Raw genomic sequence first — 23,928 nt, forward strand, 5'->3', positions numbered from 1 at the left:
CGCCACCGCCGCCGCGTCCACTGCTGCCGAGGATCGCCAAAAGGATCGCGCCCACCGGCAGGCCCATGCGATTGCACAGCCACAACACGCCGATCAGCAGGATGAACAGGCCGATGGAAAAGCCGGGATTATCCTTGGCAAAGTTGGCATCCGCCACATGCGCCGGCACCGCCAGCGGTTCACCGCCGACCACCTGCACCATCGCCGCCACGCCGTCGCTGATGCCCTGGCTGAAATTGCCGGCCTTGAACTTGGGGGCAATCACCTGGTTGATGATCACCCAGGACTGCGCATCGGTAAGCACGCCTTCAAGGCCATAGCCGACTTCGATGCGCAACGTGCGCTCGTCACGGGCGACGATCAGCAACGCGCCGTTGTCCTTGCCCTTCTGGCCGATGCCCCACTGGCGACCCAGCTGGTAACCGTAGTCCTCGATGGGCACGCCCTGCAGGTCGGGCACCGTGACCACCACGATCTGGTCGCCACGGCTCTGCTCCAGCGCCTGCAACTGCTGGGTGATGTGCTCGCGCGTGGCCGGGTCGATCATCTGGGCGGTGTCCACCACCCGTCCGCTCAACGCCGGGAACGTCAGCGCCGCCTGGGCCACACCCACGCAGGCCAGCATCCATAGCGCCAGGCCTATCCGTAATAAACGCATCGACACCTCAGTGCAGCCTTATTTGAACTTCACTTGCGGCGCTTTATCGGCATCGGCACTGGTGGCTTCAAAGGTGGCGCGGATCGGCAGGTCGCTGTACATCACGCTGTGCCACAGGCGACCAGGGAAGGTGCGGATCTCGGTGTTGTACGCCTGCACGGCCTGGATGAAATCGCGACGGGCCACGGCGATGCGATTTTCGGTGCCCTCGAGCTGGGATTGCAGGGCCAGGAAGTTCTGGTTGGCCTTCAGGTCCGGGTAGCGCTCGGACACCACCATCAAGCGGCTGAGGGCACCGCTCAAACCGTCCTGGGCCTGCTGGAACTGCTTGAGTTTTTCCGGGTTGTCCAGGGTGCTGGCATCCACCTGGATCGAGGTGGCCTTGGCACGCGCCTCGATCACGGCGGTCAGGGTGTCTTGCTCATGGGCGGCGTAACCCTTGACCACTTCCACCAGGTTGGGGATCAGGTCGGCGCGGCGCTGGTACTGGTTCTGCACCTGGCCCCAGGCCGCCTTGGCCTGTTCGTCCAGGGTCGGGATGTTATTGATGCCGCAGCCGCTCAATACTGTGCTGATCAATAGCAAAGCCGCGGCCTTGAGGCCCCAGCGGGAATGTTGTGCTGCTTGCATGGTGTTTCTCCTGCCCAAACTGGATGGAATATGACGACTAACCCTAAAAACCACACGCTTGGGGCATAATCCGCCACCACTGGAATGCATCGAGTCAATCAGCTACAAAGATGCCCAGCGCGATAAAGAGTTCAGAGTGTGCTGCATTTATCTGAACAACACCCGAACAACAATAGACGCTCCCCACATTTTGGCCGATCAGCCCAAGCGCTGTGCAGTGAGCCGAAAAAGGATATTCATGAAGAAGCTGTGTTTGCTCGGCCTTGTTGCCACGCTGGCCACCCACCCCGTCTGGGCAGAAACAAAGCCTGCTGCGCTTAAGGACAAGGACGCTTTCGTCAGCGACCTGCTCAAGCAGATGACCCTGGACGAAAAGATCGGCCAGTTGCGCCTGATCAGCATCGGCCCGGAAATGCCCCGTGAGCTGATCCGCAAGGAAATCGCCGCTGGCCGCATCGGTGGCACGTTCAATTCCATCACCCGCCCGGAAAACCGTCCGATGCAGGACGCGGCCATGCGCAGCCGCTTGAAGATCCCGATGTTCTTCGCCTATGACGTGATCCACGGCCACCGCACGATCTTCCCGATCAGCCTGGCCCTGGCCTCCAGCTGGGACATGGACGCCATCGGCCGCTCCGGACGCATCGCCGCCCACGAAGCCGCCGCCGACAGCCTCGACATCACCTTTGCACCGATGGTCGATATCTCCCGCGACCCGCGCTGGGGTCGCACGTCCGAAGGCTTCGGTGAAGACACCTATCTGGTCTCGCGCATTGCCGAGGTGATGGTCAAGGCCTTCCAGGGCGCCAGCCCCGCGAATGCCGACAGCATCATGGCCAGCGTCAAGCACTTCGCCCTCTACGGCGCAGTGGAAGGCGGGCGTGACTACAACGTGGTCGACATGAGCCCGGTCAAGATGTACCAGGACTACCTGCCGCCGTACCACGCGGCGATCAAGGCCGGTTCCGGCGGCGTGATGGTGGCGCTGAACTCGATCAATGGCGTGCCCGCCACCGCCAACACCTGGCTGATGAACGACCTCTTGCGCAAGGACTGGGGCTTCAAGGGCCTGGCCGTCAGCGACCACGGCGCGATATTCGAGCTGATCAAGCACGGCGTGGCCAAGGACGGGCGCGAAGCCGCCAAGCTGGCGATCAAGGCCGGCATCGACATGAGCATGAACGACTCGTTGTACGGCAAGGAATTGCCGGGGCTGCTCAAGTCCGGCGAGATCGAACAGAGCGACATCGACAACGCCGTGCGTGAAGTGCTCGGCGCCAAGTACGACATGGGCCTGTTCAAAGACCCGTACCTGCGCATCGGCAAGGCCGAGGATGACCCGGCCGACACTTACGCCGAAAGCCGTCTGCACCGTGCCGAGGCCCGTGATGTGGCGCGCCGCAGCCTGGTGCTGCTGAAGAACCAGAACGACGCCCTGCCGCTGAAAAAGTCCGCGACCATCGCGCTCGTGGGCCCACTGGCCAAGGCGCCGATCGACATGATGGGCAGTTGGGCGGCGGCCGGCAAGCCGGAACAATCGGTCACGCTGCTTGACGGCATGAACGCGGTTATCGGCGAAAAAGGCAAGATCATCTACGCCCGTGGCGCCAACATCACCAACGACAAGGCGGTGGTCGACTACCTCAACTTCCTCAACTTCGATGCCCCGGAAGTGGTGGATGACACCCGCCCGGCCCAGGTGATGATCGATGAAGCGGTCAAGGCCGCCAAGGATGCCGACGTGGTGGTGGCCGCCGTGGGTGAATCCCGTGGCATGTCCCACGAATCCTCCAGCCGCACCGACCTGAATATCCCGCAAAGCCAGCGCGACCTGATCAAGGCCCTGAAAGCCACCGGCAAACCGCTGGTGCTGGTACTGATGAACGGCCGCCCGCTGTCGATCCTGGAAGAGAAACAACAAGCCGACGCGATCCTGGAAACCTGGTTCGCCGGTACCGAAGGCGGCAACGCCATCGCCGACGTGCTGTTCGGTGACTACAACCCATCGGGCAAGCTGCCGATCACCTTCCCACGCTCCGTGGGGCAGATTCCGACCTACTACAACCACCTGACCATCGGCCGGCCATTCACCCCAGGCAAGCCGGGCAACTACACCTCACAGTACTTCGATGACACCACCGGGCCGCTGTTCCCGTTTGGCTATGGCCTGAGCTACACCACGTTCAGCCTGTCGGACATGGCGCTGTCGTCCACCACCCTGAACAAGACCGGCAAGCTCGACGCCAGCGTCACGGTGCAGAACACCGGCAAGGTCGATGGCGAAACCGTGGTGCAGTTGTATATCCAGGACGTGGCGGGTTCGATGATCCGTCCGATCAAGGAGCTGAAGAACTTCCAGAAGGTCATGCTCAAGGCTGGCGAAGAGCGCACGCTGCACTTCACCATCACCGAGGACGACTTGAAGTTCTACAACACCCAGCTCAAGTTCGCCGCCGAACCGGGTGAGTTCAATGTGCAGATCGGGCTGGACTCCCAGGACGTACAGCAGCAGACGTTCGAATTGCTATAGGAGGCAGCTTCAAGTTGCAAGCTACAAGCGGCAAGGAAGAGCAGTTCTGCTTTTAACTTGCAGCTTGCAGCTTGCAGCTGTTCCTAGCTCCTTCTGTCAAGAAGGTTCACCACCAACCGATCAATCCATCCCCACACCCGCTGCTTCACCCGTCGCCACAACGGCCGCGCCTTCCACGCTTCCAGGCTGACCACCAGGCTCTGGGCAAAATCCGCGGTAAAGCTCGCCGCCACCGCCTGCGTCAGCCCAGGGTCCAACGCTTCCAGGTTGGCTTCCAGGTTGAAGCGCAGATTCCAGTGATCGAAGTTGCACGAGCCGATACTCACCCAATCGTCCACCAGCGCCATCTTCAGGTGCAAAAAGCACGGCTGGTATTCAAAGATCTGCACGCCTGCGCGCAGCAAGCGCGGGTAATAACGGTGCCCGGCGTAGCGCACGGACGGGTGATCGGTGCGCGGGCCGGTGAGCAGCAGTCGCACATCCACCCCACGCCCTGCGGCCCGACGCAATGCGCGGCGCACGCCCCAGGTGGGCAGGAAATACGGCGTGGCAAACCAGATACGTTGCTGGCTGCTGTTCAGCGCGCGGATCAGCGATTGCAGGATATCGCGGTGCTGTCGGGCGTCTGCATAGGCCACTCGGCCCAGGCCTGGCCCAGTCGCCGGCACCTTGGGCAAACGCGGCAAACCGAAATGGGTGGCGGGCTTCCACGCCCGGCGCGCGACATTGGCGTGCCATTGCCGTTCGAACAGCGCCTGCCAGTCCAGCACCAGCGGGCCGCGGATCTGCACCATCACCTCATGCCACTCAGCGGTGTCTTGCCCCGGCGTCCAGAACTCATCGGTGACGCCCGTGCCGCCGACCACGGCGATTTCCTGATCGATCAGCAACAGCTTGCGGTGGTCGCGGTACAGGTTGCGCATCCAGCGGCGCCAGCTGAGGCGATTGTAGAAACGCAGCTCCACACCGGCGTCGGTCAGGCGCTTACGCAGCCCCAGGGTAAATGCCAGGCTACCGTAGTCATCAAACAGACAACGCACCCGCACGCCGCGCTCGGCGGCCAGCACCAGCGCCTGCACCATCGCTTCGGCGCAGGCACCAGCCTCCACCAGATACAATTCCAACTCCACTTGCCGCTCGGCCCGGGCAATGCCCACCAGCATCTGCGGAAAAAATTGCGGGCCGTCGATCAACAACTCGAAACGGTTGGCGCTGCGCCACGGGAACACTGCGCCGCTCACGTCAACGCGCCGTAAAGATCAGCACCGCACCCACCGGCACCGACAAACTGATCGACTTGAGCCCGGCCGCTTTGCGCAACATCGCCCCCCCCGGCGCCAGGTCGAAATCCTCGGCATGCAAAACCACCGGTTCCAGGGTCACCACCTGGAAACGCCGGTCATCCAGGCGCGTGGCCAACAACTCGGCGCTGTAGGTCTGGGTCTTGCCATGCAGGGTGACGCTCAGGGGCAAGCGCAGTTCCAGTTGCGCGCCAGGAGCCAGGTCATTGATGGGTTGCAGGTTGATCTGTGCGCTGATCAGCGCCTCGGGGAAGGTCTTGATCTCGAACAGCTGGTTGCGCATGCGCTCGTCGCGCAGCGGGATGCCGCTGTTGACCGACTCCAGCTCTACTTCCAATTGCGCCGCGCCCTTGCTGTCGACCTTGCCGTGCAGCACCAGGAAGCGATGGACTTCAGCGATCTCGGTGTTTTTGGTGGTAACGAACGACAGGCGCGAGGACTCGTTGTCCAGGTACCAGTCAGCATGGGCGGGCACCACGGCAGCGGCCAGCAGGGCGAAGGCCAGGGGTTTGATAACAGACGCGTTGAACATTAAGGACTCGTGGGGCGAAAAACCTGCACGAACCTTAAGCGCAATGTCACGAACGGCGCAAATCCAATGTGCGGGGTGGCTTGCGCTGTGTCAGGGATTCAGACGACAGCCCTGTCGATCCCCCAACCACCGCGCGCTGTGCGTACGCCCCAAGCCACTCGCCGTCACTTCACTGCGTTCCGGGTTATCGCTGAACCCACTGGTGGGCACGTACTGCTTCACATACCCCCGGCAATACTCGGCTGGATTGTTCGCCACATAGCGGCACGAGCAATACTCCTTGGCCGTGTACGCCGCGATGATGCCGGGGAAGGCTTGCAGGTTGACGCGCTCGTGCCAAACCCAGCCTGACAGGGCGAGCAACAGCACCAGAAAAAGGCTGGTAAACGGCCGACGACGCATCATGGTTGCACCGCCGCAAGCACGCGCTTGAGCAGTTCGTTGTGGCGGTAGCTGCCGTCGCGGTCATCGCCATAGCGCACGATCACCAGGTGTTCGTCGGGCATCACGTACAGCGCCTGTCCCCAATGACCGAGGGCGGCGAAGGTGTCGGCGGGGGCGTCGGGCCAGGGCCTCGGGGCGCCTTGGTTGAGCCACCATTGGCCACCGGGGACCGCTTCGTCCTGGCCGACGGTGTATTTGTCGAAGGGTTGGCGGTTGAACACGACCCAGTCCTTGGGCAGCAATTGTTGATCCCCCCAGCGCCCGTCGCGGGCCATCAGCAGGCCGACACGCGCCAGGTCACGCGCGGTGAGGAACGCATAGGACGAGGCGACAAAGGTTTCGTCGGCATCGGTTTCCCAGGTGGCGTTGTGAATGCCCAGCGGCTTGAACAGCGCGTCCCAGGGGTAACTCATGTACGCCTTGTGCCCGAGCATGCCCTTGAGCGCGGCGGACAGGATATTGCTGTCGCCGCTGGAATAACGAAAGGCCTGGCCCGGTGCGCTGAAGGACTCAGTGCTGGCGGCGAACTCGGCCATATCGGCGCGACCACGGGTGTAAAGCATCGCCACCACCGAGGACTTCAGCGGCGCGTATTCATAGTCTTCCTGCCAGTCCAGGCCCGAGGCCCAGTGCAGCAGGTCGGCCATGGTCACCTTGGGGTGTTGTTTCATCGGCGGATAAAAGCGTGCTGCGGGGTCGGTCAGTTTGAAACGGTTTTCGCCGTAGGCCACGCCGAGCACCGTGGCCATCAGGCTTTTGCTGATGGACCAGGTCAAGTGTGGCGTGCTGGCCGTGGTCGGTGCGGCGTAGCGTTCATAGATGACCACACCGTCGCGGATCACCAGCAGCGCGTCGGTGCGAATGCCTTGGCGGGCAGTGTCGTCACGGGGCGGGAATGCATAGGCGTCAAGGGCTTCGACGGCGGGCCCTGCGAGTGGCGGGCCCTTGGCCCACTCCTTGTCGGGCCAGGTTTCAGCGCAGGCGGTAACGGTGACGAACAGCAGGGAAACGCACAGCAGGCCTCTGACCATGGACACACACTCAAGGGAGCATTCAAGCCCGCGAGCCTAGCCGAGGGCAATGACAGATTTGCTACAGAGACCCTGTCATCCAAGCGTCACCATAACTTCATGGAGATGACACCGGGGCTACATAGCCTGACTTTGGACAACAAAGTCGACCGGCCGAAACGTGGCTGGCACTCGGAGATTCGCCATGACTCAGATCGCCCGCATCAGCGACACCGGCAATGAACGCCGTCTGCAAGCCGAACGCCTGGTTGGCGCCAAGGCTTTGCAGGAAGCCCAGGCCCTGCGTTTCAACGTCTTCAGCGGCGAGTTCAACGCCAAGCTGAAAGGCGCGGAACACGGCCTGGACATGGATGACTATGATGTTCACTGCAGCCACATCGGCGTGCGGGACTTGAACAGCGGTCGACTCGTCGCCACCACCCGTTTGCTCGACCACCAGGCAGCCAGCACCCTAGGCCGGTTCTACAGCGAAGAAGAATTCAGCCTGCATGGCCTGCTGCATCTGCAGGGCCCGATCCTGGAAATCGGCCGCACCTGCGTCGACCCGGCCTACCGCAACGGCGGCACCATCGCCGTGTTGTGGGGCGAGTTGGCCGAAGTGCTCAACCAGGGCGGCTACAGCTACCTGATGGGCTGCGCGAGCATCCCGATGCACGACGGCGGCATCCAGGCCCACGCGATCATGCAGCGCCTGCGCGAACGCTACCTGTGCAACGAACACCTGCGCGCCGAACCGAAAAAACCGCTGCCGGCGCTGGACTTGCCGACCAACGTAATCGCCGAGATGCCGCCACTGCTCAAGGCCTATATGCGCCTGGGTGCGAAGATCTGCGGCGAACCGTGCTGGGATGAGGATTTCCAGGTCGCCGACGTGTTCATCCTGCTTAAGCGCGATGAGCTATGCCCGCGCTATGCGCGCCACTTCAAGGCGGCCATGTGATGAGCCGCCTGCGCGTGTACGGGCGCATCGCCCGGGTGCTGGTGGTAGTGGCGCTGGGCTTGAGCATGGCCAGTGTGTTTGGCGTGTTCGAACGCTTGGGCGTGGCCAACTCGATGGTGCGGCGCCAACGCTGGTCGCGGTTCTTCATGGCGCGGCTGACCAACGCCCTGCCCTTTCGCGTGACAGTGCACGGCGAGTTGCCGACCCAGCCCATGCTGTGGGTGAGCAACCACGTGTCCTGGACCGATATTCCGTTGCTGGGCGCAGTGGCGCCGATGTCGTTTTTGTCCAAGGCCGAAGTGCGCACCTGGCCGGTGGCCGGCTGGTTGGCGGCCAAGGCCGGTAGCTTGTTTATCCGTCGCGGTTCGGGCGACAGCCAGTTGATCCGCAAGCAGATGACCCGCCACCTGGAACAACAGCACCCGCTGCTGATGTTCCCCGAAGGCACCACCACCGACGGCCGCAGCCTGCGCACCTTCCACGGGCGCTTGCTGGCCAGTGCGATTGATGCGGATGTGTCGCTGCAACCGGTGGCCATCCGTTATCTGCGCAATGGGCAGGTCGACCCGCTGGCACCGTTCATTGGCGATGACGATTTGCTCTCGCACCTGATGCGCCTGTTCGGCAATGACCAGGGCGATGTGGAAATCCATGTGCTCAAGCCGATTGCCTGCGCCGGGCAGGAGCGTGCGGCGCTGGCGTTCCAGGCGCAGCAGGCGGTGCAGAAGGCGTTGTTTGGGCCGGTGCCGGAGACTGAACAAGTGCATGCTCGACCGGCTTTTGCAGCCTGAGATGTGAACACAGTTCAAATGTGGGAGGGTCGCACCGCCCCTCCCACATTTTAGCTTTGTGTTGTCAGGTGGTTATGCGCGAAGGCTTGCAGTTCGGGGTAGAAGATCCGGAAGTCCTCACTCAGCGGCTCATACAACACCCGCAACTCCTGCATCGCATACCCCAATGCCTCAGGCTGCGTCAGCCGCCGCGAAATCCCGCGCAACACCGGCTCCATCACCGCAAACTCGCGGTACGACCCCAACCAGTCATCCGCCGCCATATACGGCGCTATCTGCGCCAGCCGCCCCGGCAACTGTGGTTCGGCCGCCAGCACGCGGTACACCTGCGAGGTGAAGTGCTCCAGGGGCTGGTCGGCGTACAGCGCCCAATCCCGCGCCAGGCAGTGATCGAAGAACACATCAAGGACAATCCCGGCATAGCGCCGGCGGGTCAGGCTGAAGCGCGACAACGCCTTGCCCACCAACGGGTGGCTGTCGGTGAAGCGGTCGATCGAGCGATGCAACTGGATCGCCGCTTCGATTGGCGGGCTGAACTGGCCCAGCAGGCGGCCTTTGACAAAGTCGCCGTACAGGCTGCCCAGCAGTTGCGCAGGAAGTTGGCCGCCCAGGTGCAGATGTGCGAGATAATTCATGCCGCGCAGTCTAGCACTGGCGCCAACGTATCGTTATAACCCGATATACCGATTCAGCCTGAGCTCAGAGCAAATTCATATTGGTATATCGGGATATAACGATTTAAAGTTCGCCTCATCGCGATATAACGCTTTACGACACCGAGCACCTGCCATGTCCATCGACCTCGACGAAATAATAAAAGCCCTGGCGCACCCAGTACGACGAGACATCCTCACCTGGCTGAAAGACCCGAAAGTGCAGTTCCCCGAGCAAGTGCACAACCACGAATACGGCATCTGTGCCGGGCAGATCGACCAGCGCTGCGGCTTGTCCCAGTCGACCGTGTCGGCCCACCTGGCCACCTTGCAACGGGCGGGATTGATCAGCAGCCAGAAGGCCGGGCAGTGGCACTTTTTCAAGCGCAATGAGGAAGTGATCCAAGCCTTCCTCGCGGCGCTTACCACTGAACTCAGCGCTGAAATCAGCGCGACGTTGTAACAAGGAAACGATAATGCCCCTCTCGCTACTCATCCTGGCCCTGAGCGCCTTCGCCATCGGCACTACCGAGTTCGTGATCATGGGCCTGCTGCCCGATGTGGCGGCGGACCTCGGCGTGTCGATTCCCGGCGCCGGCTGGCTGGTCACCGGCTATGCCCTGGGCGTGGCCATCGGTGCGCCATTTATGGCACTGGCCACCGCCAGGTTGCCCCGCAAGGCGGCCCTGGTAGCGTTGATGGGCATCTTCATTATCGGCAATCTGCTCTGCGCCCTGGCCAGTGACTACAACGTGCTGATGCTTGCCCGTGTGGTCACCGCGTTGTGCCACGGCGCGTTCTTCGGCATCGGTTCGGTGGTCGCCGCCAACCTGGTGCCGGCCAACAAGCGCGCTTCGGCCGTGGCCCTGATGTTCACCGGTTTGACCCTGGCCAACGTGCTTGGTGTGCCACTGGGCACCGCGCTGGGCCAGGAAGCCGGCTGGCGCTCGACCTTCTGGGCAGTGACGGTGATTGGGGTGGTGGCGTTGATCGGCCTGATCCGCTTCCTGCCAGCCAAGCGTGACGAAGAAAAACTCGACATGCGCGCCGAACTGGCCGCCCTCAAGGGTGCCGGCATCTGGTTGTCGCTGAGCATGACCGCCCTGTTCGCCGCGTCCATGTTCACCCTCTTCACCTATGTTGCGCCGCTGCTCGGCGATGTCACCGGCGTGTCGCCCAAAGGCGTGACCTGGACCCTGCTGCTGATCGGCCTGGGCCTCACCGTGGGCAATATCATCGGCGGCAAGCTGGCGGACAAACGCCTGGCAGCCACCCTGATCGGCGTGTTTATCAGTATGGCGGTGGTGTCCACCGCGCTGACCTGGACCAGCGTCGCCGTGATCCCGACCGAGATCACCCTGTTCCTCTGGGCCACCGCTTCATTTGCCGCCGTACCTGCGCTGCAGATCAACGTGGTGACCTTCGGCAAGGCCGCGCCGAACCTGGTGTCCACCCTGAACATCGGCGCCTTCAACATCGGCAACGCCCTCGGCGCCTGGGTGGGCGGCAGCGTGATTGCCCACGGTTTCGGCCTGAGCAGCGTGCCTCTGGCGGCAGCGGCCCTGGCGATCCTGGCGCTGCTGGTAACCCTGATTACTTTCCGTCAGGGCGGCGATGCCGACCTGGCCCCTGCGACCCACTGATCAACTTCAAAGAGAAGGGTGTTTTCCCATGACGACTATTTTCGATCCGATCAAACTGGGCGACCTGGAGCTGTCGAACCGCATCATCATGGCACCGCTGACCCGCTGCCGTGCCGATGCCGGCCGCGTACCCAACGCGCTGATGGCCGAGTACTACGTGCAACGCGCTTCCGCCGGGCTGATCCTCAGCGAAGCCACTTCGGTGACACCGCTGGGCGTGGGCTACCCGGACACGCCGGGCATCTGGTCCAACGACCAGGTGCGCGGATGGGCCAATATCACCAAGGCCGTGCATGGCGCAGGGGGCAAGATCTTCCTGCAACTGTGGCACGTCGGCCGCATTTCCCACGCGTCCTACCTGAACGGCGAAACCCCGGTGGCGCCGAGCGCGATCCAGGCTAAAGGCCACGTCAGCCTGGTGCGCCCATTGGCCGACTACCCGACGCCGCGCGCCCTGGAAACCGCTGAAATCGCCGACATCGTCGACGCTTACCGCACCGGTGCCGAGAACGCCAAGGCCGCAGGCTTTGATGGCGTGGAGATCCACGGCGCCAACGGCTACCTGCTCGACCAGTTCCTGCAAAGCAGCACCAATAAGCGCACCGACAACTATGGTGGCTCCCTGGAAAACCGTGCACGCCTGCTGTTGGAAGTGACCGATGCGGCCATCGAGGTCTGGGGCCCTGGCCGTGTGGGTGTGCATTTGGCACCGCGCGCCGATGCCCACGACATGGGCGACGACAACCTGAAGGAGACCTTCACCTACGTCGCCAGCGAGCTGGGCAAGCGTGGTATCGCCTTCATCTGCTCCCGTGAAAAGGCAGGTGCGGACAGCCTCGGTCCTCAATTGAAAAAAGCCTTTGGCGGCGTGTACATCGCCAACGAACGTTTCACCAAGGACAGTGCCAATGCCTGGCTGGCCGAAGGCAAAGCGGACGCCGTGGCCTGGGGTGTGCCGTTCATTGCCAACCCGGACCTGCCAGCACGCCTGAAAGCCGATGCGCCACTGAACGAAGCGCATCCGGAAACCTTCTACGGCCAGGGCCCGGTGGGCTACATCGATTACCCGACGCTGCCGCTGTAATCGCCCGACACGCGAAACCAAATGTGGGAGGGGGCTTGCTCCCGATGGCGGTGCGTCAGTCACTGTATGTGTTGACTGAACCACTGCCATCGGGGCAAGCCCCCTCCCACATTGTTGCCCTGGGAAACACTCCTTAACAGCCTTGCAACAAAATCCCTACAAAATACTTAGGCGGCTATGTATCAACCGCCCGCCAGCCCGTATATAAAGTCACCCCACCCATCAGGCAGAAGGACGATTGACGGTCCTTAGGCTTTACTGTTGACACAACCTGATGCAATTACGCATTTTGTCTCAATTGCGCAGGCTGGGGCTCAGGCGCAGCATATCGAGCCCTGCATCCACCCAGCGTTCGGCTTCCTGATGTAGCTGGAAGCTGTCGGGTACCAGCAGCCACTGGCCAATCAGCCCGTTGATGTAGGCATGGATGCACACTGCGCCACGGGTGGTGTCGAGGTTTTCCGGAAGTTGCCCGCGATGGACCGCGTTGCGCAGTGTCAGGCCGATGCGCAGGTTGCATTCCAGGCTGTGGGTCTGGCGCTGACGGCGCATGTCGCACATTTCATCGGTGAATTCGCACTTATGAAACAAAATCTCATTGATGCGCCGGGTTTTCGGGTCCAGGGCCACCTGATGAAACAAATGAATCAGCAGCTTGCGCATGCACCCCAACGGGTCGACCTCGTCCTCGCTTTCACTGGCCCTGGCCAATTCGTCCAGTGGCTCATGCAGCGTGTCCAGCAGTGCCTGCAACAGATCGGATTTATTACTGAAGTGCCAATAAATCGCGCCCCGCGTGACACCGGCCAGCGCAGCGATATCCGCCAGCGTAGTCCGTGCAACGCCGCGCTCATAAAAGGCTTGCTCGGCGGCTTCGAGAATTTGGCTGCGCGTTTCCTGAGCTTCCTCTTTAGTGCGACGAACCATGGCAGTACAACCTCAATCAGGACACCTGAGACTATCGTTAACGCAGTGTTAATAGATGTTAACGATCATCCGAATATTTGTGGGACGACACCGTCATGGGCGCCGAACGTAATGGAATCGAGACTTTTGGCCTGCGTTGTCAACAATCCGCGAAGCCTGTCAAGAGTTTACAAACAACCATGAACGTAAGTATATTGCGTAGCAAGCTACTTATCCACTCACAGCTTGTTTTTTACCCTTCCACACTTCTTGTGCGCACCCTGCGCGCCTGACCCGAGGATCTTCATGCAACTTAAGCCAGCTGTTACCGCTCTGGTCACTGCCGTCGCCCTGGCATCGCTGCTCAGCGGATGTAAAAAGGAAGAAGCGGCTCCGCCCGCTCAAGCCCCTCAGGTCGGCGTGGTCACCATTCAACCGCAAGCCTATACCCTGACGTCCGAGCTGCCAGGCCGCACCACCGCCTACCGCATCGCGGAAGTTCGCCCGCAGGTCAACGGCATCATCCTCAAGCGCCTGTTCAAGGAAGGCGCGGATGTGAAGGAAGGCCAGCAGCTCTATCAGATCGATCCGTCGGTCTATGAAGCCACGCTGAAAAGCGCACAAGCCAGCCTGACCCAGACCAAGTCCATCTCCGACCGCTACAAGCAGTTGGTCGATGAGCAAGCCGTCAGCCGCCAGGAATACGACACCGCCGTGGCCAACCGCATGACTGCGGAAGCAAACGTGCAAACCGCCCAGATCAACGTGCGCTACACCAAGGTGTTCGCGCCGATCTCCGGGCGTATCGGTCGTTCTTCGGTGACCGAAGGCGCGCTGGTCAGCAATGGCCAGACCGATGCCATGGCGGTAATCCAGCAACTGGACCCGATCTACGTCGACGTCACGCAGTCTTCGGCTGAAATGCTGAAACTGCGCCGCGACCTGGAAAGCGGCCAACTGGAAAAAGCCGGCGCCAATGCCGCCAAGGTCAAGCTGACCCTGGAAGACGGCAGCGACTACGGCCATGACGGCAAGCTGGAATTCTCCGAAGTCTCGGTCGACCAGACCACCGGCTCCGTGACCCTGCGCGCAGTGTTCCCCAACCCTGACCACACCCTGCTGCCGGGCATGTTCGTACACGCCCAACTGCAAGCCGGCGTGAACAGCAAGGCGATCCTCGCGCCACAGCAAGGCGTGACCCGCGACCTCAAGGGCATCCCGACGGCGCTGGTGGTCAACGCCGACAACAAGGTCGAGCAGCGTGTACTGGTGGCCAACCGCACCGCCGGCGCCTATTGGCTGGTGGAGAAAGGCCTGAACGCCGGTGACCGCGTGATCACCGAAGGCCTGCAGTACGTCAAGCCGGGTGTGGAGGTCAAGGTCAAGGAGGCTGACAACGCCAAGCCCGCCGGTTCCGCCGCTGCTCCTGCTGCCGCGCCTGGCCAAGGGGAGTAATCCATGTCGAAATTTTTTATCGACCGTCCCATTTTCGCCTGGGTAATTGCCCTGGTGATCATGCTGGTCGGGGCACTGTCGATCCTGAAGTTGCCCATCAACCAATACCCGGCCATCGCGCCAACCGCCATCGACATCCAGGTAACCTACCCAGGCGCGTCCGCACAAACCGTGCAGGACACCGTGGTGCAGGTCATCGAGCAACAGCTCAACGGTATCGACAACCTGCGTTATGTGGCCTCGGACAGTAACTCCGACGGCAGCATGACCATCACCGCGACGTTCAACCAGGGTACCAACCCGGACATCGCCCAGGTGCAGGTGCAGAACAAGCTGAACCTGGCGACCCCACTGCTGCCGCAGGAAGTGCAGCAGCAGGGTATCCGCGTAACCAAGTCGGTAAAGAACTTCCTGATGGTGATCGGTCTGGTGTCGGAAGACGGCAGCATGACCAAGGATGACTTGTCCAACTACATCGTTTCCAACATCCAGGACCCGATTTCCCGGACCGCAGGTGTCGGTGACTTCCAGGTGTTCGGTTCGCAGTACGCCATGCGTATCTGGCTGGACCCGGCCAAGCTGAACAACTTCCAGCTCACGCCGGTGGATGTCAGCACGGCCATCTCGGCACAGAACGTCCAGGTGGCCACCGGTCAATTGGGCGGCCTGCCTGCCCTGCCCGGCAACCAGCTGAACGCCACCATCATCGGCAAGACCCGCCTGCAGACGGCTGAGCAGTTCGGCAACATCCTGATGAAGGTCAATGCCGACGGTTCCCAGGTTCGCCTGCGTGACGTGGCGCGTATCGAACTCGGCGGCCAGAACTACAGCATCAGCGCGCAGTTCAACGGCAACCCGGCTTCCGGCATGGCGATCAAGCTCGCGTCGGGCGCCAACGCCCTGGACACCGCCAAGGCCATCCGTGCCACCGTGGCGTCCCTGGAACCGTTCTTCCCGCCTGGCATGAAGGCGGTGGTGCCGTATGACACCACCCCGGTCGTGACCGAATCGATCTCCGGTGTGGTGCACACCCTGATCGAAGCGATCGTGCTGGTGTTCCTGGTGATGTTCCTGTTCCTGCAGAACTTCCGCGCCACCATCATCACCACCATGACCGTACCGGTGGTACTGCTGGGTACCTTCGGGATCCTCGCGGCGTTCGGTTTCACCATCAACACATTGACCATGTTCGGCATGATCCTCGCCATCGGCCTGCTGGTGGATGACGCCATCGTCGTGGTGGAAAACGTCGAGCGGGTAATGGCCGAGGAGCACCTGTCGCCGAAAGAGGCGACGGTCAAGTCCATGGGCCAGATCCAGGGCGCCCTGGTGGGTATTGCCCTGGTACTGTCGGCGGTACTGTTGCCGATGGCGTTCTTCGGCGGCTCCACCGGTGTGATCTACAAACAGTTCTCCATCACCATCGTTTCGGCCATGGCGTTGTCGGTACTGGTTGCCCTGATCTTCACCCCGGCCCTGTGCGCCACCATGCTCAAGCCGATCGACCCGGAAAAACACGGCCAACCCAAGCGTGGTTTCTTCGGCTGGTTCAACCGCACCTTCGACCGTGGCGTACTGAGCTACGAGCGCGGCGTGGGTAACATGATCAAGCACAAGATCCCGGCGTTCCTGGTGTACGCCCTGATCATCGCCGGCATGATCTGGCTGTTCATGCGCATCCCGGCTGCGTTCCTGCCCGATGAAGACCAGGGCGTGATCTTTGCCCAGGTGCAGACCCCGGTAGGTTCTTCGGCTGAACGCACGCAAAAAGTCATCGACGACATGCGCGCCTATCTGCTCAATGACAAGGAAGGCGAACCAGGCGAAGGCAAAGGCGTGAAATCGGTGTTTACCGTGAACGGCTTCAACTTCGCCGGTCGTGGCCAGAGTTCGGGCCTGGCCTTCGTGATGCTCAAGCCGTGGGATGAGCGCGACTCGTCCACCTCGGTGTTCGAGATTGCCAAGCGTGCCCAGGGTTACTTCATGCAGACCTTCCAGGACGCCATGGTGTTTGCCATTGTGCCGCCGTCTGTACTGGAACTCGGTAACGCCACCGGTTTCGACGTGTTCCTGCAAGACCAGGGCGGTGTCGGTCATGAAAAGCTGATGGCGGCGCGTAACCAGTTCCTGGGCATGGCTGCCCAGAGCAAGATCCTGGCCGGTGTGCGCCCCAACGGCGTGAACGATGAGCCGCAATACGAGCTCACCGTCGACGACGAGAAGGCCAGCGCCCAGGGCATCACGCTGTCCAACATCAACCAGACCCTGGCGATTGCCTTGGGTGGCAGCTACGTCAACGACTTCATCGACCGTGGTCGGGTGAAGAAGGTTTACGTGCAAGGTGAAGCCGCCAGCCGGATGTCCCCGGAAGACCTGAACAAATGGTACGTGCGCAGCGACTCCGGGAAGATGGTGCCGTTGTCGGCCATCGCCTCTGGCAAGTGGATCTACGGCTCGCCGAAGCTCTCGCGTTATAACGGTGTAGCGGCGATGGAAATCCTCGGTACCCCGGCACCGGGCTACAGTACCGGTGACGCCATGGCCGAAGTCGAACGCATCGCCAAGGAGCTGCCGGCGGGTGTGGGCTACGCCTGGACGGGCCTGTCGTATGAAGAACGCCTGTCCGGCTCCCAGGCGCCGGCACTGTATGCGCTGTCGCTGCTGGTGGTGTTCCTGTGCCTCGCGGCGCTGTACGAAAGCTGGTCGATCCCGATCGCAGTGATCCTGGTGGTTCCACTGGGCGTGGTGGGTGCGTTGATCGCCACCAGCATGCGCGGCTTGTCCAACGACGTGTTCTTCCAGGTGGGCTTGCTGGTGACGGTGGGCCTGGCGGCGAAGAACGCCATCCTGATCGTGGAGTTCGCCAAGGAACTCCACGAGCAAGGCAAAGGCATCGTCGAGGCGGCCATCGAGGCCTCGCGGATGCGCCTGCGGCCAATCATCATGACCTCCATGGCGTTCGTCCTCGGCGTGTTGCCGCTGGCGATCTCCTCGGGCGCCGGCTCAGGCAGCCAGCACGCAATCGGTACCGGTGTAATTGGCGGTATGATCACGGCCACGGTGCTGGCGATCTTCTGGGTGCCACTGTTCTTCGCGAGCGTGTCCGCCATGGGCGAACGTAACAAGACTGAACCTAAGCAAACTCCTCAAGAGGCTGGCCAATGAGCAAGTCGCTACTTTCCTTAGCCGTCACCGCATTCGTGCTCAGTGGCTGCTCGCTGATCCCTGACTACCAGCGCCCTGAAGCGCCGGTGGCAGCTCAGTTCCCACAGGGGCCGGCGTATTCGTCGGCCCAGGCGCCGGGCCAGGCCGCTGCCGAGCAGGGCTGGAAGCAGTTTTTCCATGACCCTGCCCTGCAACAGCTGATCCAGACCGCGCTGGTGAACAACCGTGACCTGCGTGTCGCGGCGCTGAACATCGACGCGTATGCGGCGCAGTACCAGATCCAGCGTGCCGACCTGTTCCCGGCCGTATCGGCCACGGGCAGCGGCAGCCGTTCGCGCACCCCGGCCAAGCTGTCACAGACCGGCGAATCGACCATCACCAGCCAGTACTCGGCCGGCCTCGGGATCAGTTCTTATGAACTGGACCTGTTCGGTCGTGTGCGCAGCCTGAGTGAAGAAGCGCTGCAAAAGTACTTCGCCACTGAAGAAGCACGGCGCAGCACCCAGATCAGCCTGGTGGCCAGCGTGGCGAATGCCTACCTGACCTGGCAGGCCGACAAGGAACTGCTCAAGCTGACCCAGGACACCCTCGGCGCGTACGAGCAGAGCTTCAAGCTGACCTCGCGCAGCAATGAAGTCGGCGTGGCTTCGGCCCTCGACCTCAGCCAGGCGCGCACCTCGGTGGAAAATGCCCGCGTGGCACTGGCACGCTACACCCGCCAGGTGGCCCAGGACGAAAACAACCTGACCCTGCTGCTGGGCACCGGCCTGCCGGCGAATATCGCCAGCAAGCCGCTGTCGGATGACCTGCTCAGCGACGTACCAGCCGGGTTGCCCTCCGACCTGCTGCAACGTCGTCCAGACATCGTGCAGGCCGAGTACAACCTCAAGGCCGCGAACGCCAACATCGGTGCGGCCCGTGCAGCGTTCTTCCCGAGCATCAGCCTGACCGCCAGCGCCGGTACCGCCAGCCCTACCCTGGGCGGCCTGTTCAAAGGCGGTTCGGGCACCTGGTCGTTCGCCCCGCAGATCAACATCCCGATCTTCAACGCCGGCAGCCTGCGCGCCAGCCTGGACTATTCGAAGATCCAGAAAGAGATCAACGTGGCGAACTACGAGAAGGCGATCCAGACCGGCTTCCAGGAAGTCTCCGACGGCCTCGCCGCGCGTGAGACCTACAAGCAGCAGTTGGAGGCCCAGCGTGGCTTCGTCGCGGCCAACCAGGATTACTACCGCCTGGCCGAGCGTCGCTACCGCATCGGTGTTGACAGCAACCTGACCTTCCTCGACGCCCAGCGCCAACTGTTCAGTGCCCAGCAATCGCTGATCACCGACCGCCTGGCGCAGCTGACCAGCGAGGTCAACCTGTACAAGGCCCTCGGCGGCGGCTGGAACGAGCAGACCGCGAAGAACGAGCCGTTGAAAGAAGAAGCACCGGCGTTGAAGTTGTTCTGATAGCGCCGCAATAAACAAAAACCGCCTCCCTTATCAGGAGGCGGTTTTTTATGGCCCGCGATATTTTAAAGGCTGGGTGCCAAGGTTAAGTTCTCAATTCACTGACTTGCACCTGAAACCTAAGGCTCGTAATTTTATATTCGATTTCTCTTCCATCGGCATTGCGGGCAGTGAGTGAGAAATTAAACTCAGCGATAAACCAGAACCCTTCCTCTGAATCTTCAGTGCGCCTTACGCGGAATGTACCCGTCGGATCAGAAAACCCGTATGAGAATTCAGGCCGCATAATAAGAAGCGTATCAACACTTTCTGGCGCCCCCCCAGGCGCTGTGATTGGATAATCAGTAAAGGTTTTCAAGGCACTCCCTGCAAACTCAAGGGACGCACGATCACCTCCATGACGGGGCAAGCACTGAATAAAATAACTCGAGTCTGAGTAGATCACGAAAAATACATCACCCAGGTCGATGGGGTCATAACTACCATCGACACTGGCGTCGATCTCACAAAAAACTGGAACCTTCGCTTGCGCTCGGTGCTTGGGTACAAACTTACCCGTTGCGCGGTGGTTTGCTAACGCGCAGGTGATTTGAAGGGCATGGCAAACAACTTCCATATCGCCCTTGCCCTGTGGCTCGAAGTAGATGGAGAACTGCATGCTCAGCGCTAGATGGCCGTCCTTGTATTCAAGACGGTCAACGGTCAGGAACCCCGAATATTCCGCCGGGAAATACTCGATGCGTGCTCCGAAGGCAAAGGTTGCCCTGATTCCAGGGTCTTGCGGCCGGATCGGGTAGGTCTGGCCTGCTTTCAACTCTTTAGCCTCAAGAGTCAGTTCATTTCTGGACCCCGGATTGCCCTCAAACCCTAAACGAATGAAAAACTGAGAACCCTCGATATAGATCAACTCGAATGTGTCGAATGTAATCGGGATCTTCTTTTTATTCCCAAAGATCAGGTCCGCGTTGAACGTATTCGACGAGGTTAAAAACTCACCCATTTCTGTTCCAAAGCTCATGAGCACTTCTCCCTTGAGCACCAGCAAAAATACTGCCACCGCCTTGAACATAGGCTTTCAAAAACGGGTCATCTACTGTCAACCCTGACAGTAGACGCAGAAGCGGTTAAGCATAAGGCTGACAGGTTGGACACTCTCCGTGGCGAGCGGGCTTGTTGTGGTGAGCGGGCTTGCCCCGCTCACCACAACAAGCCTGCCAACTACAATAAGCCCGCTTGTAAGAACAGTCTCCCGCCTTGCTTTCCGCTCAAGCTTTCAGGGTAAAATTGGTAACAGATTCTTACAGACCACAGAGGGAGCTTGTCGTAATGATCGTAGGAATCGACCTGGGGACCACCAACAGTCTCGCAGCCGTCTGGCGCGGCGATGCCGCCGAAATGGTGCCCAATGCCCTGGGCCAGTTGCTGACCCCCAGCGTGGTCGGGCTGGATGACCAAGGCCGTGTCCTGGTAGGCCAGGCCGCCAAGGAGCGCCTGCACACCCACCCGCACCTGACCACCTCGCTGTTCAAGCGCTACATGGGCAGCGCCACCGAAGTGCGCCTGGGCGACCGCTCGTTCCGCCCCGAAGAACTCTCTGCCCTGGTGCTCAAGAGCCTCAAGGAGGACATCGAGCGTACCTACGGTCAAACCGTCACCGACGCGGTGATCAGCGTGCCCGCCTATTTCAGCGACGGCCAACGCAAGGCCACACGCATCGCCGGTGAACTGGCGGGGCTCAGCGTTGAGAAACTGATCAACGAACCGACCGCCGCGGCCTTGGCCTACGGCCTGCATCAGCGGGATAAAGAAACCTCATTCCTGGTCTTCGACCTTGGCGGCGGCACCTTCGACGTGTCGATCATCGAGCTGTTCGATGGGGTAATGGAAGTGCGTGCCAGCGCCGGCGACAACTTTCTCGGTGGCGAAGACTTCGACACCCTGTTGCTCGAACACTTTGTCGACAGCCAACGTAACGCCACGGGTTTCCCGCCCACCAGCACGGTGCTGCAAGCCCTGCGCCGCGAAGCCGAGCGCGTACGCAAAGCCCTGGGCCAGGACGACAGCGCCGAGTTCGCCCTGCGTGTCGACGGCCAGCAATGGCTGAAAACCATCACCCAACAGGAACTGGCCAAGCTCTACACGCCGCTGCTGGAACGCCTGCGCGCGCCGATCGAACGCGCCCTGCGCGATGCACGGATTCGGGTCGGCGACCTGGATGAAATCCTGCTGGTGGGCGGTACCACACGCATGCCGCTGGTGCGCAAACTCGCCGCCGGCCTGTTCGGGCGCTTTCCCTCCATCAGCCTCGATCCCGACCAGGTGGTCGCCCACGGTGCGGCGATCCAGGCCGCCCTCAAGGCCCGTTCCGCGGCCCTCGAAGAAGTGGTGCTGACCGACGTCTGCCCCTACACCCTGGGCATCGAAACCTCCAACCAATACGGCGGCCATATCGAAAGCGGCCATTACCTGCCGTTGATCGAACGCAACAGCAGCGTGCCGGTCAGCCGGGTCAAAAGCGTGGTCACCCTGCACGACGACCAGGCCCACGTACTGCTGAAGATCTACCAGGGCGAAAGCCGCCTGGTCAAAGACAACATCGAGCTGGGCCAACTGGATATTCCGGTGCCCAAGCGCAAGGCCGGTGAAGTCTCCCTGGACGTGCGTTTCACCTACGACAACAACGGCCTGCTGGAAGCCCAGGTGAATATCCCGCTGACCGGCGAGCAGCATTCGCTGGTGATCGAGAACAACCCCGGCGTGCTCAACCCGCAGGAGATCCAGCAACGCCTGCAGGCCCTGGCGCAATTGAAGGTCCACCCACGCGACCAGCAGGTCAATACCGTGCTCGTCGCCCGCCTCGAACGGCTCTACCAGGAAAACCTCGGCGAGCTGCGCGAACAGTTCGGCCATTGGGCGGCGCAGTTCCAGCAGGTACTCGACACCCAGGACGAACGCCGCATCCGCGACGCCCGCAGCGAACTGAGCCGTCAACTTGAGCAACTCGACAACGGGTTCTGGCGCTGAGGGCACACCGATGGATTGCTGGACCGTACTGCAACTGCCGGAGGACGCCGACGAGCGCAGCATCAAGCGCAGCTATGCGCGTCTGCTGAAAAACTGCCGCCCGGACGACGACGCCCAAGGCTTCCAACGCCTGCGCGAGGCCTATGAACACGCGCTGAATGAAGCACGCTGGCGAGCGGATAACGAAGAGGCAGAACCCGTCCAGGCGCCCGTGGCCGAAGCGGCCTACGCCAACCTGAATGACCTGGCCGAACTGCTGGACATCAGCCCCGTCAGCCCGGCGCCCTTCGACGCCCCCACACCGGACCCGGCCCAGGCACTGCTCGACGGCCTTAACGCGCGTAACCTCGACGAGCGCTGGGCCCAGGCTCGGCAACAGGGCTGCACCGATGCGTTCCAGGCCGGCCTGTTGCGCCATTGTTTCGAAGCACCGGGCGAACGCAGCGCCATCGCCGCTTGGGCCGCGCAACACCTGGAATGGCTGACCCCCTGGCAGCAGGTGGCGATGACGTCCTGGCAATACGAAGCGCTGACCGGCGAGCTGCTGCAAGACTACCGCCGCACCCTGCAGGAACTGCTGGAGCAAAAGGCCGAGCGCGAGTTCATCACCCAGCTCACGCAGTACAACGACCAACCCTGGCTCCGGGTGTTCGACCTGCAACAGCAGTGGCAGCGCATCGTCCTGCACCTGCTGCATGACACCCAGTGGAGCGTGCCGCTGTTCGAGCGGGTGTGCCAGGCATTCGGCTGGGACGACCAGAAAGGCGTCTACCCGGAACCGGCGTGGATGTGGCGCGAATTGGTGTCGCGTTGCGAGCAGGAAAGTTTCTACGCCAACTTGCAGGACAAGGCCCAGGACACGCGGCGCACATCAGCCGATGCCCTGGCCGCGCGCCTGCTGCTGACGCCGATGTCCGCCACGCAACACAAACGCCTGATCGATGGGTTTGGCGAGAACGAGTGGAACGCCTGCCAGCACCTGGCGCAAACACTGACCTGGCGCTATCCGCAACTGGTCGAGCGCCTGCCTCAAACAGACCTGTTCTTTTGGCGCAAATTCGTGCCCCGGCCGATCTACACCCAGGTGTTTATCCGGCTATGGGCCGTCTTCGCCCTGGGGCTTGGCCTGAGCATCGCCCACGATAAGCCAGACAGAATGGACGGGATGTCGCTGGTCATTTTCATGCTGATGGCGTTCGTGCCGGCGGCCGTTGGCTTTCGCGTCACCCAAATGTGGGCCGGGATGAGTTCAACCTATCGGGTGCTGGATGTGTGGCTGAGCCAGTACCTGATCCCCAAGCGAATCAACCCCAACGACTACTGGCTGGTGATTCGCCACGGCGTACCGCAGGCGATCATGCTGGTGGCCTGCGGCTTGATGCTCGGTGTACTGGGTGCGGTGACCTACGCCGGCGCGCTGCTGATCAACCTGCTGCACAAAAAACGCATCGGTCATATGAGCCAGAAGTTCGCCGAAGGCTACCCCTGGCTGAACGGCCTGCACTGGGCCTTCTGGAGCCCTCTGCAAGGGGTGTTCCTGGTGGTGATGGTGGTGCTGATCGTAGCTGCGCAACACTACCTGCCGACTGTGCCCTGGACCCACTTCGACCTGCCCAAGCGATAACCCCGCAATGCCGGGGCCGGGCCTGTGCGCCCGGCAACTTGCGTTCGATCATCGCCCACAACC

Annotated in this window: 20 protein-coding genes; 11 read left to right on the forward strand and 9 right to left on the reverse strand. The window is 61.7% G+C overall.

All coding sequences use genetic code 11. The features are described from left to right. Both Q8X51_RS31165 and Q8X51_RS31170 read right to left on the reverse strand, forming a co-directional pair. The coding region (locus Q8X51_RS31165) for a TPM domain-containing protein (protein ID WP_407695001.1) at window positions 1-658 on the reverse strand (658 nt) is incomplete at its 3' end. An 18-nt stretch (window positions 659-676) separates the two neighbouring features. Beyond that, the gene (locus Q8X51_RS31170; RefSeq protein WP_065928260.1) at window positions 677-1,288 is read right to left on the reverse strand and encodes a LemA family protein; all 612 of its coding nucleotides are present in this window, start codon (window positions 1,286-1,288) and stop codon (window positions 677-679) included. Between the two features lie 238 nt (window positions 1,289-1,526). Between Q8X51_RS31170 and bglX the strand changes: the two genes are divergently transcribed. After that, entirely contained in the window at window positions 1,527-3,818 is a 2,292-nt protein-coding gene (bglX, locus tag Q8X51_RS31175; RefSeq protein WP_074844359.1) for a beta-glucosidase BglX, read from the forward strand. 83 nt (window positions 3,819-3,901) lie between these two features. Here bglX and Q8X51_RS31180 read toward each other — a convergent pair whose 3' ends face one another. The 4 genes from Q8X51_RS31180 to Q8X51_RS31195 all read right to left on the reverse strand — a co-directional run bounded on the left by Q8X51_RS31180 (window position 3,902) and on the right by Q8X51_RS31195 (window position 7,126). Then, window positions 3,902-5,059, reverse strand: coding sequence for a phospholipase D-like domain-containing protein (locus Q8X51_RS31180; RefSeq protein ID WP_065928262.1), 1,158 nt, complete (start codon window positions 5,057-5,059; stop codon window positions 3,902-3,904). Between the two features lies 1 nt (window position 5,060). Continuing rightward, window positions 5,061-5,651, reverse strand: a complete 591-nt coding sequence (locus tag Q8X51_RS31185; RefSeq protein WP_407693282.1) for a YceI family protein — start codon at window positions 5,649-5,651, stop codon at window positions 5,061-5,063. 90 nt (window positions 5,652-5,741) lie between these two features. Continuing rightward, window positions 5,742-6,056, reverse strand: a complete 315-nt coding sequence (locus Q8X51_RS31190) for an amidase (RefSeq protein ID WP_137211453.1) — start codon at window positions 6,054-6,056, stop codon at window positions 5,742-5,744. Next, the gene (locus Q8X51_RS31195) at window positions 6,053-7,126 is read right to left on the reverse strand and encodes a serine hydrolase domain-containing protein (RefSeq protein ID WP_407693281.1); all 1,074 of its coding nucleotides are present in this window, start codon (window positions 7,124-7,126) and stop codon (window positions 6,053-6,055) included. Before Q8X51_RS31195 ends, Q8X51_RS31190 begins: the two co-directional genes overlap by 4 nt. A 184-nt stretch (window positions 7,127-7,310) precedes the next feature. On the opposite strand from Q8X51_RS31195, the gene olsB reads away from it, so the two are divergent. Beyond that, window positions 7,311-8,066 carry an L-ornithine N(alpha)-acyltransferase gene (gene olsB / locus Q8X51_RS31200; RefSeq protein WP_027604385.1) on the forward strand — a complete coding sequence of 252 codons (756 nt, stop codon included), beginning with the start codon at window positions 7,311-7,313 and terminating at the stop codon, window positions 8,064-8,066. Then, the gene (locus tag Q8X51_RS31205) at window positions 8,066-8,857 is read left to right on the forward strand and encodes a lysophospholipid acyltransferase family protein (protein WP_065928266.1); all 792 of its coding nucleotides are present in this window, start codon (window positions 8,066-8,068) and stop codon (window positions 8,855-8,857) included. Before olsB ends, Q8X51_RS31205 begins: the two co-directional genes overlap by 1 nt. Window positions 8,858-8,907: 50 nt before the next feature. On the opposite strand, the gene Q8X51_RS31210 is transcribed toward Q8X51_RS31205, so the two are convergent. Further along, the gene (locus Q8X51_RS31210; protein WP_065928267.1) at window positions 8,908-9,492 is read right to left on the reverse strand and encodes an acyl carrier protein phosphodiesterase; all 585 of its coding nucleotides are present in this window, start codon (window positions 9,490-9,492) and stop codon (window positions 8,908-8,910) included. A 154-nt stretch (window positions 9,493-9,646) separates the two neighbouring features. Here Q8X51_RS31210 and Q8X51_RS31215 point away from each other — a divergent pair, with 154 nt between their 5' ends. The 3 genes from Q8X51_RS31215 to Q8X51_RS31225 are packed head-to-tail and all read left to right on the forward strand — an operon-like array spanning window position 9,647 to window position 12,237. Continuing rightward, complete coding sequence (locus Q8X51_RS31215) at window positions 9,647-9,973, forward strand: ArsR/SmtB family transcription factor (protein WP_027604388.1); 327 nt, start codon at window positions 9,647-9,649, stop codon at window positions 9,971-9,973. Window positions 9,974-9,986: 13 nt separating this feature from the next. After that, window positions 9,987-11,153 (forward strand): MFS transporter, encoded by a 1,167-nt coding sequence (locus Q8X51_RS31220; protein WP_074844333.1) that lies wholly within the window; start codon window positions 9,987-9,989, stop codon window positions 11,151-11,153. Between the two features lie 28 nt (window positions 11,154-11,181). Beyond that, window positions 11,182-12,237, forward strand: a complete 1,056-nt coding sequence (locus Q8X51_RS31225; protein WP_027604390.1) for an alkene reductase — start codon at window positions 11,182-11,184, stop codon at window positions 12,235-12,237. A 294-nt stretch (window positions 12,238-12,531) separates the two neighbouring features. Here Q8X51_RS31225 and Q8X51_RS31230 read toward each other — a convergent pair whose 3' ends face one another. After that, a complete protein-coding gene (locus Q8X51_RS31230; RefSeq protein ID WP_027604391.1) occupies window positions 12,532-13,164 on the reverse strand; it encodes a TetR family transcriptional regulator in 633 nt (210 codons plus the stop codon). A gap of 285 nt (window positions 13,165-13,449) precedes the next feature. On the opposite strand from Q8X51_RS31230, the gene Q8X51_RS31235 reads away from it, so the two are divergent. Genes Q8X51_RS31235 through adeC form a run of 3 tightly spaced genes read left to right on the forward strand, consistent with a single transcriptional unit; the run spans window position 13,450 to window position 19,217 of the window. After that, the gene (locus Q8X51_RS31235; RefSeq protein WP_065947337.1) at window positions 13,450-14,598 is read left to right on the forward strand and encodes an efflux RND transporter periplasmic adaptor subunit; all 1,149 of its coding nucleotides are present in this window, start codon (window positions 13,450-13,452) and stop codon (window positions 14,596-14,598) included. 3 nt (window positions 14,599-14,601) lie between these two features. Then, the gene (locus tag Q8X51_RS31240; RefSeq protein WP_065928270.1) at window positions 14,602-17,763 is read left to right on the forward strand and encodes an efflux RND transporter permease subunit; all 3,162 of its coding nucleotides are present in this window, start codon (window positions 14,602-14,604) and stop codon (window positions 17,761-17,763) included. Next, window positions 17,760-19,217 (forward strand): AdeC/AdeK/OprM family multidrug efflux complex outer membrane factor, encoded by a 1,458-nt coding sequence (gene adeC, locus Q8X51_RS31245; protein WP_027604394.1) that lies wholly within the window; start codon window positions 17,760-17,762, stop codon window positions 19,215-19,217. Before Q8X51_RS31240 ends, adeC begins: the two co-directional genes overlap by 4 nt. An 85-nt stretch (window positions 19,218-19,302) precedes the next feature. Here the strand turns inward: adeC and Q8X51_RS31250 are convergent, their stop codons facing one another. Continuing rightward, complete coding sequence (locus Q8X51_RS31250; protein ID WP_407693280.1) at window positions 19,303-20,286, reverse strand: hypothetical protein; 984 nt, start codon at window positions 20,284-20,286, stop codon at window positions 19,303-19,305. 257 nt (window positions 20,287-20,543) lie between these two features. On the opposite strand from Q8X51_RS31250, the gene Q8X51_RS31255 reads away from it, so the two are divergent. Continuing rightward, window positions 20,544-22,241, forward strand: a complete 1,698-nt coding sequence (locus Q8X51_RS31255; RefSeq protein WP_074844328.1) for a molecular chaperone HscC — start codon at window positions 20,544-20,546, stop codon at window positions 22,239-22,241. Window positions 22,242-22,251: 10 nt separating this feature from the next. Beyond that, window positions 22,252-23,865, forward strand: a complete 1,614-nt coding sequence (locus tag Q8X51_RS31260) for a J domain-containing protein (RefSeq protein ID WP_407693279.1) — start codon at window positions 22,252-22,254, stop codon at window positions 23,863-23,865. Window positions 23,866-23,928 lie beyond the last annotated feature (63 nt).

Origin of the sequence: Pseudomonas sp. Yb2C2 (genome assembly GCF_052112325.1) — a bacterium.
Lineage (GTDB): Bacteria > Pseudomonadota > Gammaproteobacteria > Pseudomonadales > Pseudomonadaceae > Aquipseudomonas > Aquipseudomonas marginalis.

Excerpts from the sequence above, each read along its gene's own strand:
- Q8X51_RS31210 (WP_065928267.1), bottom strand. The coding sequence starts at position 9,492 with ATGAATTATCTCGCACATCTGCACCTGGGCGGCCAACTTCCTGCGCAA.
- Q8X51_RS31195 (WP_407693281.1), bottom strand. The coding sequence starts at position 7,126 with ATGGTCAGAGGCCTGCTGTGCGTTTCCCTGCTGTTCGTCACCGTTACC.
- adeC (WP_027604394.1), top strand. The coding sequence starts at position 17,760 with ATGAGCAAGTCGCTACTTTCCTTAGCCGTCACCGCATTCGTGCTCAGT.
- Q8X51_RS31255 (WP_074844328.1), top strand. The coding sequence starts at position 20,544 with ATGATCGTAGGAATCGACCTGGGGACCACCAACAGTCTCGCAGCCGTC.
- Q8X51_RS31185 (WP_407693282.1), bottom strand. The coding sequence starts at position 5,651 with ATGTTCAACGCGTCTGTTATCAAACCCCTGGCCTTCGCCCTGCTGGCC.
- Q8X51_RS31190 (WP_137211453.1), bottom strand. The coding sequence starts at position 6,056 with ATGATGCGTCGTCGGCCGTTTACCAGCCTTTTTCTGGTGCTGTTGCTC.
- Q8X51_RS31260 (WP_407693279.1), top strand. The coding sequence starts at position 22,252 with ATGGATTGCTGGACCGTACTGCAACTGCCGGAGGACGCCGACGAGCGC.
- Q8X51_RS31220 (WP_074844333.1), top strand. The coding sequence starts at position 9,987 with ATGCCCCTCTCGCTACTCATCCTGGCCCTGAGCGCCTTCGCCATCGGC.
- bglX (WP_074844359.1), top strand. The coding sequence starts at position 1,527 with ATGAAGAAGCTGTGTTTGCTCGGCCTTGTTGCCACGCTGGCCACCCAC.
- Q8X51_RS31205 (WP_065928266.1), top strand. The coding sequence starts at position 8,066 with ATGAGCCGCCTGCGCGTGTACGGGCGCATCGCCCGGGTGCTGGTGGTA.
- Q8X51_RS31230 (WP_027604391.1), bottom strand. The coding sequence starts at position 13,164 with ATGGTTCGTCGCACTAAAGAGGAAGCTCAGGAAACGCGCAGCCAAATT.
- olsB (WP_027604385.1), top strand. The coding sequence starts at position 7,311 with ATGACTCAGATCGCCCGCATCAGCGACACCGGCAATGAACGCCGTCTG.
- Q8X51_RS31170 (WP_065928260.1), bottom strand. The coding sequence starts at position 1,288 with ATGCAAGCAGCACAACATTCCCGCTGGGGCCTCAAGGCCGCGGCTTTG.
- Q8X51_RS31250 (WP_407693280.1), bottom strand. The coding sequence starts at position 20,286 with ATGTTCAAGGCGGTGGCAGTATTTTTGCTGGTGCTCAAGGGAGAAGTG.
- Q8X51_RS31235 (WP_065947337.1), top strand. The coding sequence starts at position 13,450 with ATGCAACTTAAGCCAGCTGTTACCGCTCTGGTCACTGCCGTCGCCCTG.
- Q8X51_RS31215 (WP_027604388.1), top strand. The coding sequence starts at position 9,647 with ATGTCCATCGACCTCGACGAAATAATAAAAGCCCTGGCGCACCCAGTA.
- Q8X51_RS31240 (WP_065928270.1), top strand. The coding sequence starts at position 14,602 with ATGTCGAAATTTTTTATCGACCGTCCCATTTTCGCCTGGGTAATTGCC.
- Q8X51_RS31225 (WP_027604390.1), top strand. The coding sequence starts at position 11,182 with ATGACGACTATTTTCGATCCGATCAAACTGGGCGACCTGGAGCTGTCG.